Raw genomic sequence first — 13935 nt, 5'->3', positions numbered from 1 at the left:
ACAAGGGCATTTTCCTAGCCTATTCTGGCCCGCCGTTCAATGAGCACCGAAACTTTCGCCGCGTTGCGGAGATGCCGGTGAGACACCCTGAAACCCAAGGATGCGTAACATGTCGACAATGCCTGCCGCCTCGAATCTTGGTGCCCTTGATGCTGCCCACCACCTGCATCCCTTCTCGGACATGAAGAAGCTGAATGCCGCTGGCACCCGCATCATCGAGCGCGGCGAGGGCTGCTACATCTACGACAATCACGGCAAGAAGTATCTCGACGGTTTCGCCGGCCTCTGGTGCGTCAACATCGGCTATGGCCGCAAGGAAATCTCCGACGCCGTCGTCCGGCAGATGAACGAGCTGCCCTACTACAATACCTTCTTCGGGACGACCACGCCGCCGGCCGTGCTGCTGGCGCAGAAGATCACCTCGCATGCGGGGCCGAACATCAACCGCGTCTTCTTCACCGGTTCAGGCTCCGAGGCCAACGATACCTGGTTCCGCATGGCCCGCGTCTACTGGGCGGCGCTGGGCAAGCCGTCAAAGAAGATGGTCATCGCGCGGCGCAACGGCTATCACGGCTCCACCGTCGTCGGCGCCTCGATGGGCGGCATGAAGTACATGCATGAACAGGGCGCGTTGCCGATCGAAGGCATCGTCCATATCGGCCAGCCCTTCTGGTACGGCGAGGGGGGAGAGCTTTCGCCGGCCGAGTTCGGCCTGAAGGTGGCGCGTGAATTGGAGCAGAAGATCGACGAACTTGGCGCCGACAATGTCGCAGCCTTCGTCGCCGAGCCGATCCAGGGGGCGGGCGGTGTCATCGTGCCGCCGGAAACCTATTGGCCCGAGATTGCCCGCATCTGCAGGGAAAAGGACATTCTGCTGGTCGTCGACGAGGTGATCTGCGGGTTCGGCCGCACCGGCCAGTGGTTCGGCCACCAGCATTTCGGCGTTCAGCCGGATCTGGCGCCGATCGCCAAGGGACTGTCGTCGGGCTACCTGCCGATCGGCGGCGTCATGGTCTCTGACCGGGTTGGCGACGTGCTCGTCAACGAGGTCGGCGACTTCAACCACGGCTTCACCTATTCCGGTCATCCGGTCTGCGCTGCCGCCGCACTGGAAAACCTGCGCATCATCGAAGACGAGAAGCTGGTCGAGCGCGTTCATGACGACGTCGGCCCCTATCTCGCAGAAGGCCTGAAATCGCTGGAGGACCATCCCCTGGTGGGCCAGACCCAGTCCGTCGGCCTGATGGGCGCAGTCCAACTCGTCGACGACAAGGCAAGCCGGAAGCGCTTCGAGGACAAGGAAAAGGTCGGCGTCGAGGTTCGCAACCATTGCCTTGCCAACGGCCTCGTGCTGCGCGCCACCGGCGACCGCATGCTCTACTCCCCGCCGCTGGTCATCTCACGCGGCGAGATCGATCAGATGATCGAAACCACCCGCAAGGGGCTGGATCACGGTCTGAAGGCGATGAAGGGCTGATCGGCCGGGTTCTGCGGGAGGTCGCGGCAGGCCATCGGTGGAAGGTAGCGGAGGCGTGGGGAGCCTCCCGATTCCTCCGCGATGTCGGCCTTGCGCCAGCGCGTCCGGCCTCTCCGTCCCGCGGCTCAATTCTCCGTCATGCCGGCCTCGAGCCGGCATCCAGCGGCGCAAACCCTTGCGCGATAAAGTATTCCACGCGCCGTAGGCACGGTGATGCTGGATCCCGGATCAGGTCCGGGATGACGGTTGAGCGTGTTGCTGTCGATCCGCGTGCACGGGCCGCTTGCGGCTCTACTCCTCCGCCGGATAGACCCAGGCATAGCTGATGCTGTAGCGCCTGCCGTCGCGCCCATAGTGATACGGCAGTTCCATCCGGTGCAGATCGGGCGCGGCGGCGGGCCGGCCGTTGCCGAAGCGGGCGGCGTCCGCGAGGAGTTCCGTGGCCGTGTCCGCCGCAGCACCGTTCTCCTTGCGCCAGACGACCAGGACGGGTGACGTGGCACTCCAGGCGACATCCGGGGCAAAGCCCGCATAGTCCTCCGAAACCACCGGAATGCCGGGAAAATGCAGGCGCAGGTTGCCGGCGAGATGCGTGTCGTCGGTGAGGATCGCCGCAGGTCTGATGCCCTCGTCGGCGATGTTTCGGGCGAAGGCGTCGTAGGGCACGTTGAGCTTCTGGTAGTCGCCGGTCAGCCCGGCGCTCGCGACCCGGCCGAACAGGATCGCCGGGACGGCGATCATGATGGCGGCCGCGATCGGCGCGAAGCGCTTCAGTTGCAGCGCATTGCCGAGGCCGGCGGCCTCGATCTTGAGGCAGAGGTAGAGCGGCAGCACCAGCAGCAGCGGCGTCAGCCAGCGGTCCTTGATATGCGCGGCCCCGGCAAAGAGGATCAGCAGCAGCAGCGCCAGAAGGAAGATCGCCATCATTGCCTCGATCAGCGCGGTCCAGCGGTTGCCGGCGGACAGCGCCCTCCACAGGTTGCCCCGGAGGACAATCGCAAACACAACGACGGTGACCGCTGAGAAGCCGAGGATCGCCGTGACGAGCGACAGCAGGCCCTCGAGGATCTGCGAGGAAATGGTGGTGCTGCCGTCCGACAACTTCTCCATCGTGCCGCCGGAGGCGAGCGCCAGGTGGTCGAACAGCCACAGCGCGTGCGGTGCCACGATGGCGAGCGCCGCCGCGACCGTCAGCAGCAGCCGCCAGTCGAACACCCGCTGCCGCCACTCGCCGTCGAAAAGGATGGCGAGAAGCCCGGCGGCCGGCAGCAGCACGAAGTTGTACTTGGCAATCATGCCGATGCCGATCGCAATGCCGGTGACGAGATAGGAGAGCGCGGTGGGGGCGGCCAGCGTGCGGAAGAAGCCATAGAGGAACAGCGCCGCGGCGAAGACGACGGCGACGGTGTGCGTCAGGTCGCGCTGCGCTTCGAAGGCGATCTGCGGGATCGTCAGCAGCGACAGCGTGGCGATGATCGCAAGGTCGCGGTCCTTCAGCACCGTTCTCGCCGCAAGGCCATAGGCGAGGTAGGCGGCAAAGAGCATCCCGTTCTTCAGGAGACTGATTGCAAACACGCTCGGTCCGGTAATCTGGATCAGCGCATATTGCAGCCAGTTGTAGAATGGCGGCTGCGTGTCGTAGCCGGCTGCCAGCCACTGCGACAGCAGGATCTGCTGCGCCTCGTCCCTTTCCAGCGAATCCGGCAGCGCCATCCGCACGAGGAAATTGACGACAAAATATGCGGCCAGGAGCATGAAGGCCGCATTCGGCGAGGCGCGCAGGAAGCGGGTCATCTCAGTCGTGCCGGAACGTCTGCCGGATGATGTAGTTCGGCGTGTCGTCGTCGCGGAAATAGGTCCGCGCGATCATCTCCGACAGGATGCCGGTGGTGATCAGCTGGACCGACGAGAGGAACAGCAGGACGCCGACCAGCAGCAGCGGACGCGTGCCGATGTCGTTGCCGAAGGCGAACTTGTCGATGAACAGATAGGCGAGGATAAGAGCGCTGAGCGCGCCCGCTGCCAGGCCGATCGACCCGAAGAAGTGGCCCGGCCGCGCCTTGTAGCGCATGAAGAACAGTACCGACAGCAGGTCGAGTATGACGCGGAACGTGCGCGAGATGCCATACTTTGAGGTGCCGAGCGTGCGGGGATGGTGGGCGACGACCATCTCGCCGATTCTGGAGCTCGGCACGACGCCCGCGACCCAGGCGGGGATGAAACGGTGCATTTCACCCATCAGCTTGACCTGCTTGATGATCGAGGCGCGATAAATCTTCAGGCTGCAGCCATAGTCATGCAGGCGCACGCCGGTGATCCGCCCGATCAGCGCATTGGCGCACCAGGAGGGGATCTTGCGCAGGAACAGGCCGTCCTTGCGGTTCTTGCGCCAGCCGACCAGCAGATCGAGCTCGCGGTCGTCGAGGGCCTGCGCCATGGCGCGGATGTCGCGCGGGTCGTTCTGCAGGTCGCCGTCGAGCGTGGCGATCAGGCGGCCGCGGGCCGCGTCGATGCCGGCCTGCATGGCCGCGGTCTGTCCGAAATTACGCTGCAGTTCGATGATCGAAAGGTTCAGCCCTGGCCGGTCAAGCGCGCCGCGCGCCTTGAGCAGCGTCGCATCCGTGCTGCCGTCATCGACGAGGATCAGTTCCCACGGCTTGTCGAAACCGACCATGGCCTCGCAGATGCGCTCGATCAGCGGGACGACGCTCTCTTCCTCGTTGAAGACGGGAACGACCAGCGAAATCTCGATGCCGTTCGGCTGCAGCTCGACGGCGGCGATGGTTTGCGAATTTTCCTGCAATGCTTCTTTCTCCACTCCGGCGGAGTTCTTTCCTTCTGCGTATCGTGATACCACGCGCTCGCAGCCTGATAAGGGAAACCCAGCACTTATATGACTTCCGCGCCGAATTCCAGCCGACGTCCCTGGCTTTCCCGTATTGCCCGCCGTCATGGCATGACGCTCCTGACGGTCGCCTGCCTTGTCGCCTATGCCGCCTTCGTCGAATGGCAGTGGGGCTGGGGGCGGCTTCTGGCGCAGTGGCAGAAGGTCGGCCTATGGACGACGATGGGTGCGCTGGTGCTGCTGACCGCCACCTATTTCGTCCGCACCCAGCGCATCTACGACTACTTTCCGAAGCAGACCGCGGGGCATTTCCTGAAACTGTTTCGCCTGACGCAGGTTCACAACCTTCTCAATATCATGCTGCCGTTCCGCGCAGGGGAGACCAGCTTTCCGCTGCTGATGCGCTCGCAGTTTTCCGTGCCGATTCCCCGTGCGACCGCAGCCCTTCTGGTCATGCGACTGCTCGATCTGCACGCGCTGTGCGCGGCAGCCGGCATCGGCCTCGTGATCGGGGCTTCCGGCCGGCCGCTCGCCTGGCTGCTCTGGGCGCTTTTTCTTGTGTCACCGCTCGCATTCTTCGCCGCCAAGGGGCCGATCTTTCGACGGCTCAAGGGGAGCCTGTCCGGCAAGCTCGAACGCCTTATGGAAGAGGTAGAGGCCGGCATCCCGGCCGATGGCGGCCGCTTCGCCCGCGCCTGGTTCTTCACCGTGGTGAACTGGGGCGTGAAGGTGCTGGTGCTCGCCTGGGTCCTCGGCCTGCTCGGCGTGGCGCCGCTTGCCGCCACCTTCGGTGGCGCACTCGGCGGCGAATTGTCCTCCGTCCTGCCAGTCCATGCACCCGGCGGCGTCGGCACCTATCCGGCCGGGATCACGGCCGGCGCGCTCGCCTTCGGCGCGGACAAGGCGCGTGCGGCGGTCTCGGCCATGGCCGAGGCTGCGATCAACGCGCACCTGATGATCGTCGCTAGCGCCTGCGTGGGAACGGCGCTGTCGGTGATGCTCTCGTGGTTTTCGAACGAGCCGCGTTGACGGCCTATTGGAAGGCCGTCTCGAAGAAGCTTCTGAGCTTGCGCGAATGCAGTTTCTCCGTCGGCATGCCGGCGAGCTTTTCCAGCGCCCTGATGCCGATCCTCAGATGCTGGTTGACCTGGGTGCGGTAGAAGGCGGTGGCCATGCCGGGGAGCTTCAGTTCACCGTGCAGAGGCTTGTCGGAAACGCAGAGCAGCGTGCCGTAGGGCACGCGGAAGCGGAAGCCGTTGGCGGCGATGGTTGCCGATTCCATGTCGAGCGCGATCGCGCGCGACTGCGACAGCCGCTTGACCGGCCCGCGCTGGTCGCGCAGTTCCCAGTTGCGGTTGTCGATGGTGGCGACGGTGCCGGTGCGCATGATCCGCTTCAGGTCATAGCCCTCCAGCCCGGTCACTTCGGCGACAGCGCTTTCCAGCGCCACCTGTACTTCGGCGAGCGCGGGAATCGGCACCCACACCGGCAGGTCGTCGTCGAGCACGTGGTCCTCGCGCACATAGGCGTGGGCAAGAACATAGTCGCCCAGCGTCTGGCTGTTGCGCAGGCCGGCGCAGTGGCCCAGCATCAGCCAGGCATGCGGCCGCAGCACGGCGATGTGGTCGGTGATGGTCTTCGCGTTCGACGGGCCGACGCCGATATTGACCAGCGTGATGCCGCCATGGCCCTTGCGCTTGATGTGGTAGGCCGGCATCTGCGGTAGCCGCGCGAGCGTCAGGTCGGTATCGGGCTTGTCGTTGCCGGCCTGGGTGACGACGTTGCCGGGCTCGACGAAGGCGGTGTAGCCGTTGCCGCCCTCGGCCATCTGCAGCCGCGCCCATGCGCAGAACTCGTCGACGTAGAACTGGTAGTTGGTGAACAGCACGAAGTTCTGGAAGTGGTTGGCGTTGGTCGCCGTATAGTGGCTGAGCCGGGCCAGCGAATAGTCGATACGCTGGGCGGTGAAGGCCGCAAGCGGCGAGGGCTCGCCGGGGCCGGGCTCGTAGGAGCCGTTGGCGATCTCGTCGTCAGTGTTCGTCAGGTCCGGCGCATCGAACAGGTCGCGCAGGGGAACGGTGATGTTCTCCGCGATCTCGGCCTCCACATAGGCACCTTCGCCGAAGGCGAAATGCAACGGGATCGGCGTCGCCGATTCCGAGACGGTAACGGTGATGCCGTGATTGCGCATCAGGTGGCCGAGCTGTTCCTTGAGATAGTGCCGGAAAAGCTTCGGGCGCGTGATGGTGGTGGAGTAGATGCCCGGCGAGGCGACGTAGCCGTGCGACAGGCGCGAATCCACATGGCCGAAGCTGGTGGTCTCGACGCTGACCTGCGGATAGCACGCGCGATAGCGGCAATCCGGCGTGTTGACCTTGGCAAGCCCGGCGAAGGCATCGGTGAGAAAGCGGGTATTGCGCTCGTAGAGCGCTTCGAGGCAATCGACCGCCTGCACCGGATCCTCAAAGGCCCGTGGCGTGAAAGGTTCAGGCGTGGCGAAGGGAAGGGGCGTGGGCGACAAGATTCGTTTGCTCATGAATCATTATAGGTGAGCCGATTTTGCATGCAAACGACAAGAATGTAACGCCCGCGCGAACCGATTGCGTTTTTCTGCTGCTGTTTTTTTGAAAGTTAGCGCGGACCGGCGAGGATAACGATGGCGCCGGCCATCGCAATGCCTGCCCCCGTCAGGTCCCAGCGGTCGGGCGCGACCCCTTCGGCAAGCCACAACCACAGCAACGAGGCAGCGATGTAGATCCCGCCATAGGCGGCATAGGCGCGACCGGCCGCCTCGGAATCGATTAGCGTCAGCAGCCAGGCGAAGGCGGCCAGGGCGACGATGCCGGGAATGAGCCAGAGGATGGACTTGTCCATCCGCAGCCACGCCCAGAAGGAGAAGCATCCGGCGATCTCGGCGAGTGCTGCGGCGGCATAGATGAGAATGGACTGCATGCAGGGCTCCGATCTTTGAAGCCGAGCACTAGCGCATTCGGAGCAAACTCGAAAATCTCTTTCTCGTGGGCGTTGCTTTTTCGGCAATGGGGGGGGGCGGTTAGACCGGACGTGCCCGTGCGTGACGGCGTGCACAGGGGGTGGCAGCGCCGGTCAGATCATCGACTGCCGCTGCAGCGTGACGAAGAGCACCAGGCCGGCTCCCTGCTTGCCAATGCCGAGGCTACCATTGCCGGCGAAGCTGATGGCTGCAAGCGGTGCCACCATCATGGCCGCCAGAACGAGAATGCGCAGGCTGATGGCGAAGCCGGAAAGAAGTGCGATCGGCATGGGAGAGGACCCGGTCAGGAAATCAGAGGGCGGTGTGGCAGGAGACGGGAAGGCTGCAGGCGCTGGCGGTGCCGTAGCGCTGCATCTTCTCGTGCCGGCGGGCGTCGGTTTCTACGGCGGCGGCGACCGAGATCGCAAATACGGTCATGAGCAGCGTGATGATCGTAAGCCGGCGTGCCAGGATTTCCATGTTCATTCCCCTGAATGTGTCAAATCGTGATGCGTTTCTCGCACGTTGCAACTGAATGTGTTCTGAGGGTGCGGTTCATCTGGCGTTCAGGAAAGTGAAAGGCCGGTTTGACGGATTCGCCCGCTCCGCCTTGAACACGGTTGCGTCGTTGTCTACTTCTGCCGGACACCGAAGGAGAAGCGGATGACCCAACCGATCGAACTCTATTTCTGGCCGACCCCGAATGGCCACAAGATCACCATCATGCTGGAGGAACTCGGCGTTCCCTACGAGGTGAAGTACATCAATATCGGCAAGGGCGAGCAGTTCGCTCCCGACTTTCTGAAGATCGCGCCCAACAACCGCATGCCCGCGATCATCGATCCGGACGGCCCAGGCGGCGCGCCGATTTCAGTCTTCGAGTCCGGCGCGATCCTGCAATATCTGGGCCGGAAATATGGCCGTTTCTATCCCACAGACGAGCGCGCCCGCGTTCAGGTCGAGGAATGGCTGTTCTGGCAGATGGGCGGCCTGGGGCCGATGGCCGGGCAGGCGCACCACTTCCGCCAGTACGCGCCGGAGAAGATCGAATACGGCATCAACCGCTATACCAACGAGGTCAACCGGCTTTACGGCGTGATGAACAGGCGGCTGGCCGAACATGAGTATCTGGCAGGCGATTATTCGATCGCCGACATGGCCTGCATCGGCTGGGTCCGTTCCTATGAGAACCAGGGACAAAGGCTCGAGGACTTCCCCAACCTGAAGCGCTGGTTCGATGCGATGCTCGCCCGCCCCGCCGTCCAGCGGGGCGTCGAGGTCGGAAAGGAGGAGCGCGCCCGGCAGGCGAGCCTTGCCGAAGACAAGGAAGCGCAGAAGATCCTGTTCAATCAGCGCGCCCGCTGAACATCAAACAGAACAGGCGAAAACGGGACCATGCCGGTTTTCGCCCGTTCACCGCCGATGACTGCGCGCGGACACAGAGCCCCATCGTTCAATAGCCGCGCCCGCACCGCTTGCGTCCTGCCCGCTTCGATCGCGCGCCGCCGTACCTGTCAGAGGCGCGTCCAGCTCTGCGACTTGCAGAAGACCTTCAGCACGCAGCCCTTCATCTTCAGCGCGTTGCCGCTCACCGATCCCGCGCCGTCATAAGTCTTGTCGTCGACCGGGTCGGTGATCGAGCCGGTATACTCGCCGCCGGAGCCAGCCAGTTCTCCGATCTTCTTGCCGGCGAACTTGCCTGTCTTCAGCGTGATGCAGAAGCCGGAGCCGCAGGGCCCGATCACGGCCGTCTCGCCGCTCGCCGTCTTCCACTTTCCCTCGATCGGCTCGGCCGCCAGCGCGCCGCCGGCCAGGCCGAGGCCAAGCGTCAATGCAAGGATCATTCTCTTCGTCATCTGTCCCTCCCGTCGCAGTGTCGGCATGCGGGCCGTCGGCTTCCGGTCACCATGCGGCTGTCCAGCCGGCCCATCCCTTCGCTCCGCAGCCTCCGGCGGTGCGCCGCGAGATTATCTTACGCAAACGTAAACGTAAACATGTGGGAGAGGCGTTTACCGCCGAATTCATGGTGGCCTGGCAACGGCCAGGCGGTGGCGATCCGGTGGTCGAAAAGGATCGACCCGTTTGCGTGGTTAGCAATTGGTTGAAATTGCAGGTTGAATATTCTGTAAATTTTGAAGCGAATCCGCTGCATTCCAGACGGTGCGATGCTTAACGAAAAGCCAAGTTTACCAAGCGTTTGAACTTTGTTTGCGTCAAATTAAGCATGCATTTTAAGCGACCTTTGAAGGCCCGGTGGCATAGTGGAGCCATAAGACGAGCACGGAGAAACCGGCCGGAAAAACCTTCGCAGACCACGGCCGCAGAAGACGGCAAGGCTGCGAAAGGCAATGAAAACAGGGCGATAAGAAAAGAACGAACAGAACAGGGACAAAAACGATGGCACGCTTCGATATCCAGAATTCCGAAATGGCCGCCATGATGGGCGGCGAGGCCCGCGCCGAAACCTTCTGCGACATGGGCCTGATGTATGCGACCGGTCGCGGATGTAGCGTCGATCTGGTCGCAGCGCACAAGTGGCTGAACATCGCAGCCATCAAGGGTTGTGATCGCGCCGCCGAGTTGCGTGCCGATCTGGCCGCCACGATGAGCAAGACCGATCTCGCACAGGCGCTGCGCGCCGCCCGGGACTGGATGACCACGCATTGATGACTGGATTGCTGCAGGTTCGGCGGGCCATGACGGCCGCGGGCGAAACCTGCAGGAGAGCAAGCCTTGCGGCACCTGTTCGCGCCGACGACGCGCGGCGTCATGTGGGCGGTAGCCAATAGGCAGTGGGGTTGACCAACAACAAGAAGACTGCGGAACCATGCTGTCCGCAACCCTGCTGTCTATTGACGACCGCCTATCTTGCCGCCCGAAGCACCTTTGGCAGGGCTTCCTCGAACAGGTCCAGTTCCGCCGATGGCCCGACGCTGACGCGGATGCAGCGGTTCAGCGGCGCGACACCCGGCATGCGGATGAACACGCCGTGCTCCATCAGCCCGTCGACAATGGCGCGCGCATGCGTGCCGTCGCCGCCGGCATCGATCGCCACGAAATTGGTGGCTGAGGGCAGGGGCGTGAGGCCATTTTTCCGGGCAATGCCGGCAATCCTGTCGCGTGCGGCCGCTATCCGCCCGACGACGTCCTCGAGATACGCCCGGTCTCCCAGCGCCGCGAGCGCGGCGACGGTCGATATGCGCGCCATGCCGAAATGGTTTCGGATCTTGTCGAAGGCCTGCGCGTTGCCCAGGGTGGCGATGGCATATCCCACGCGCGCGCCCGCAAGCCCGTAGGCCTTGGAAAACGTGCGCATGCGCAGAACGTTTGGCAGGCCGATCAGCGCATCGATCGACGGGGTCGATCCGGCGGGCGCCGTTTCACAGTAGGCTTCGTCGAGGATCAGCAGGCTGCGGTCCGGCAATGCTCGGGCGAAAGCCGTCACGCTGTCCGCGTCCCACCAGCTGCCCATCGGATTGTCGGGATTGGCGAGGTAGACCAGCGGTGCATCCTCGCGCCGCGCGGCCTCCAGAAGCCCGTCCAGATCCTCCCGGTCGTTCACGTAAGGCACGGTTACAAGCCGTCCGCCATAACCGTTCACATGATAGTTGAAGGTCGGATATCCGCCGAGAGAGGTTACGACCGCCGCACCCGGCTCGATCACCATGCGCACGATCTCGCCCAGAAGCCCGTCGATGCCACAGCCGACGGCGATATTGTCGCGCGACACGCCGTGATGCAGCGCCAGCGCCTCGCGCAGCTCGAAATTTTCCGGATCGTTGTACATCCAGGTCTCGCCGGCCTGGCGCCCGATTGCGGCAAGCACGGACGGGGCAGGGCCGAACCCGCTCTCGTTCGCGCCGATCCGGGCCCTAACGGCAAGGCCGCGCTGGCGTTCGATCGCTTCAGGACCGACGAAGGGGACGGTGGAGGGAAGCCCGTTGACGAGCGGGGTGAAGCGGGAAAATCCGGACATGTCTGCTGGAACCTCGAGAGATCGACCATGAAGCCCTGCGCCGGCCAAGGCATAGCGCGGCGGCAAGGCGGTCGGCACCCTACTGCATGGCGCGGCGATTCCAAATCGCTTTTCCGGTCGGAAGGACGCGGGCGTTCAGCGCGCTCGTGCGGACGGCAGCACCGAGCCCAACGAAGGGATCGTCAGGTCCGCTGGAACTCGAAGCGCGGCCGTTCCACTCCACGCATGTAGTTGGGCTTCTGTTCCTTCGGCTTCGCCGCGACACCGCCGGTGAAGTAGTCGGCGCGGACGATCTGGTGCAGCAGGTCCTCGTCGATTTCCTTGATGAACTGCACGCCGATGCGGTGATCGTTCCGGTAGACTTCGGCGCACCCCATCTTGGCGAGAACGCCGACCACGGTGAGATAGTAGTGCTCGCCAAGGCCGATCGTGGTGTTCACCGAAAAGCTGGCGCCGCCGAGCGAGATGTCGATCAACTGGCAGGTCCTGACCTTGGGGACCGCCAGATCGAGTCCGACCGAAAGGACCATGCCCTGGCGATTGACCCGGAACCGTTCCCATTTGCGCTCGTAAAGGCCGCCGCTCTGCCGCTTGTCTGCCAGCTCTACCAAGATGCACTCCCCGATGCAGGCATCACGCCGCCATTTGTCACTGCGGCACAGGATTGCATTTATAAGTTCGAATTCGCTGAAGGCGATATGTAAGATTTTACGTATTGCAATCGCTGCGTGAATCGCCTGGTACTTCGGGCCGCAGCGGAACTATCCGCGCGAAAGGACGAGCGTCAGATAGTCCGGGTCGAGGAACATGTTGAACCGCACCACCCGTTCGCCGCCCTCGCGCTTGACCTCCGTGCAGCCGATCTCGTCGCGCATCCCGCCGATGCGAAGATAGAAGTTTTCCGAAAGCTCCAGCGCTCCGTCCAGGCTGATCAAGGCGCCGGCTGAAGAAATGGTGCGGATCAGGCAGGCGTGTTCCGTCGATGCGCTCAGGTGGTGTCCGATGGGGACGACGGTTCCCGGCCGGTCGATTCGGTGCTGGACGAAGCTGCGCTTCGGGTGCTGCAGCCTCACCTGTTCGTGAAAGCTCTCCAACGGCATGCGATCCTCCCCGCATTTTGAACACGAGCTTAAGCTGCTGCAGTTGACGAAATGCAAAGACGGCACCCTGCTTATCGCGGGGCACCGCCTGAGGTCTGTTCGGCAGGGCGATGGGGCGGGCCCGGTTTACTGGAAGGCCTGCAGTCCCGTCTGCGCCCGGCCGAGAATCAGCGCGTGCACGTCGTGTGTCCCTTCGTAGGTATTGACGGCCTCGAGGTTCATGACGTGGCGGATCACGCCGTATTCGTCGGAGACGCCGTTGCCGCCATGCATGTCGCGTGAGACGCGGGCGATGTCGAGCGCCTTGCCGCAATTATTGCGCTTCATCAGCGAGATCAGTTCGGCCGACGCCCGGTGCTCGTCGAAGAGCCTTCCGAGCCGCAGCGCGCCCTGCAGGCCCAGCGCGATTTCGGTCTGCATGTCGGCGAGCTTCTTCTGGACGAGCTGCATTTGCGCCAGCGGCTTGCCGAACTGCTTGCGATCCATCGTGTACTGGCGCGCGGCGTGCCAGCAGAACTCCGCAGCCCCCATGGCACCCCAGGCGATGCCGTAGCGGGCACGGTTAAGGCAGCCGAACGGGCCGGCGAGCCCGGCGACTTCCGGCAAGAGGTTCTCTTCCGGCACGAACACGTCCTGCATCATGATCATGCCGGTGATCGAGGCGCGCAGCGAGAACTTGCCCTCGATCTTCGGCGTCTCGAAGCCCTTCATGCCGCGCTCGAGGATAAAGCCCTTGATCTTGCCGTCATGCGCCTCGGACTTGGCCCAGACGATCGCGATGTCGGCGATCGGCGAATTGGTGATCCAGTTCTTTGCGCCGGAGACCATGTAGCCGCCGTCCACATTCTTCGCCCGCGTGATCATCGAGGACGGGTCCGAACCATGGTCCGGTTCGGTCAGGCCGAAGCAGCCGACCCAGTCGCCGGAAGCGAGCTTGGGCAGGTAGCGCTTGCGCTGCGTCTCGGTGCCGTAGGCGAAGATCGGGTGCATGACGAGCGAGGACTGCACCGACATCGCCGATCGATAGCCCGAATCGATCCGCTCCACTTCGCGGGCGACGAGGCCGTAGGAGACGTAGTTGGCGCCGACGCCGCCATATTCCTCCGGAATGGTCGGACCGAGCAGGCCAAGCGCGCCCATCTCGGTCATGATCTCGCGGTGGAAGATCTCGTGGCGGTTGGCCTCGGTTACGCGAGAGGCGAGCTTGTCCTGACAGTAGGCGCGCGCGGCGTCGCGGATCATCCGCTCCTCGTCGGTCAACTGGTCCTCGAGCAGGAACGGATCCTCCCAGTCGAAGGCGGCCATCTTGGCGCGCGCGTGCTCCGGTGTTGCTTTTTCTGCACTCATCTTGGGGCTTCCTCTTGCCGTCGCTTCTCGCGAAATTATCTGCAGAACTGCTACATCACTCTGCCGCCCGCAGGAAGGGCGGGAACAAAGGCCCCGCGCGAACGCTTTACCTCTTTGCGCATGGCTTCATGCGCACACCGAATGAAACCTCAAGACGGCCCGTCCTGCGCGCTTTTTCCACGTTCGTCATGATTATGT

The 13935-nt window shown here is 63.6% G+C and carries 15 protein-coding genes; 4 read left to right on the top strand and 11 right to left on the bottom strand.

The window, feature by feature from the left end:
- Window positions 1-109: 109 nt before the first annotated feature.
- The gene (locus tag CRO48_RS11585; protein WP_176526725.1) at window positions 110-1477 is read left to right on the top strand and encodes an aspartate aminotransferase family protein; all 1368 of its coding nucleotides are present in this window, start codon (window positions 110-112) and stop codon (window positions 1475-1477) included.
- 291 nt (window positions 1478-1768) lie between these two features.
- On the opposite strand, the gene CRO48_RS11580 is transcribed toward CRO48_RS11585, so the two are convergent.
- Window positions 1769-3271 (bottom strand): ArnT family glycosyltransferase, encoded by a 1503-nt coding sequence (locus CRO48_RS11580; RefSeq protein ID WP_097139306.1) that lies wholly within the window; start codon window positions 3269-3271, stop codon window positions 1769-1771.
- Between the two features lies 1 nt (window position 3272).
- Complete coding sequence (locus tag CRO48_RS11575) at window positions 3273-4280, bottom strand: glycosyltransferase family 2 protein (protein WP_097139304.1); 1008 nt, start codon at window positions 4278-4280, stop codon at window positions 3273-3275.
- A 90-nt stretch (window positions 4281-4370) separates the two neighbouring features.
- On the opposite strand from CRO48_RS11575, the gene CRO48_RS11570 reads away from it, so the two are divergent.
- Window positions 4371-5351, top strand: coding sequence for a lysylphosphatidylglycerol synthase transmembrane domain-containing protein (locus CRO48_RS11570; RefSeq protein WP_097139303.1), 981 nt, complete (start codon window positions 4371-4373; stop codon window positions 5349-5351).
- A gap of 4 nt (window positions 5352-5355) precedes the next feature.
- On the opposite strand, the gene CRO48_RS11565 is transcribed toward CRO48_RS11570, so the two are convergent.
- The 4 genes from CRO48_RS11565 to CRO48_RS32170 all read right to left on the bottom strand — a co-directional run bounded on the left by CRO48_RS11565 (window position 5356) and on the right by CRO48_RS32170 (window position 7794).
- Window positions 5356-6858: an AMP nucleosidase gene (locus CRO48_RS11565; protein ID WP_097139301.1), complete on the bottom strand. Its 1503-nt coding sequence runs from the start codon at window positions 6856-6858 to the stop codon at window positions 5356-5358.
- Window positions 6859-6953: 95 nt separating this feature from the next.
- A complete protein-coding gene (locus CRO48_RS11560) occupies window positions 6954-7274 on the bottom strand; it encodes a YnfA family protein (protein WP_097139300.1) in 321 nt (106 codons plus the stop codon).
- 153 nt (window positions 7275-7427) lie between these two features.
- On the bottom strand, window positions 7428-7604 hold the full coding sequence (locus CRO48_RS32175) for a hypothetical protein (protein ID WP_097139298.1): 177 nt from the start codon (window positions 7602-7604) through the stop codon (window positions 7428-7430).
- A 22-nt stretch (window positions 7605-7626) separates the two neighbouring features.
- Entirely contained in the window at window positions 7627-7794 is a 168-nt protein-coding gene (locus CRO48_RS32170; protein WP_176526713.1) for a hypothetical protein, read from the bottom strand.
- A 183-nt stretch (window positions 7795-7977) separates the two neighbouring features.
- Between CRO48_RS32170 and CRO48_RS11545 the strand changes: the two genes are divergently transcribed.
- Window positions 7978-8679: a glutathione S-transferase N-terminal domain-containing protein gene (locus CRO48_RS11545; protein WP_097139295.1), complete on the top strand. Its 702-nt coding sequence runs from the start codon at window positions 7978-7980 to the stop codon at window positions 8677-8679.
- Window positions 8680-8828: 149 nt separating this feature from the next.
- On the opposite strand, the gene CRO48_RS11540 is transcribed toward CRO48_RS11545, so the two are convergent.
- Window positions 8829-9170, bottom strand: coding sequence for a DUF2147 domain-containing protein (locus tag CRO48_RS11540; protein ID WP_097139293.1), 342 nt, complete (start codon window positions 9168-9170; stop codon window positions 8829-8831).
- Window positions 9171-9711: 541 nt separating this feature from the next.
- On the opposite strand from CRO48_RS11540, the gene CRO48_RS11535 reads away from it, so the two are divergent.
- Complete coding sequence (locus CRO48_RS11535; protein WP_097139292.1) at window positions 9712-9981, top strand: sel1 repeat family protein; 270 nt, start codon at window positions 9712-9714, stop codon at window positions 9979-9981.
- A gap of 196 nt (window positions 9982-10177) precedes the next feature.
- Here the strand turns inward: CRO48_RS11535 and CRO48_RS11530 are convergent, their stop codons facing one another.
- The 4 genes from CRO48_RS11530 to CRO48_RS11515 form a co-directional block, all read right to left on the bottom strand.
- Entirely contained in the window at window positions 10178-11290 is a 1113-nt protein-coding gene (locus CRO48_RS11530) for a pyridoxal phosphate-dependent aminotransferase (RefSeq protein ID WP_097139436.1), read from the bottom strand.
- A gap of 182 nt (window positions 11291-11472) precedes the next feature.
- Entirely contained in the window at window positions 11473-11901 is a 429-nt protein-coding gene (locus CRO48_RS11525; protein WP_245423493.1) for a PilZ domain-containing protein, read from the bottom strand.
- 150 nt (window positions 11902-12051) lie between these two features.
- Window positions 12052-12390 (bottom strand): hypothetical protein, encoded by a 339-nt coding sequence (locus CRO48_RS11520; RefSeq protein WP_097139290.1) that lies wholly within the window; start codon window positions 12388-12390, stop codon window positions 12052-12054.
- Window positions 12391-12516: 126 nt separating this feature from the next.
- Complete coding sequence (locus CRO48_RS11515; protein WP_097139288.1) at window positions 12517-13737, bottom strand: acyl-CoA dehydrogenase; 1221 nt, start codon at window positions 13735-13737, stop codon at window positions 12517-12519.
- Between the last annotated feature and the right edge of the window lie 198 nt (window positions 13738-13935).

Source organism: Rhizobium subbaraonis (assembly GCF_900220975.1).
GTDB classification, from domain to species: domain Bacteria; phylum Pseudomonadota; class Alphaproteobacteria; order Rhizobiales; family Rhizobiaceae; genus Mycoplana; species Mycoplana subbaraonis.
Note: the sequence above shows the minus strand (reverse complement) of the source record. Positions and strands in the feature narration are given on the sequence as shown.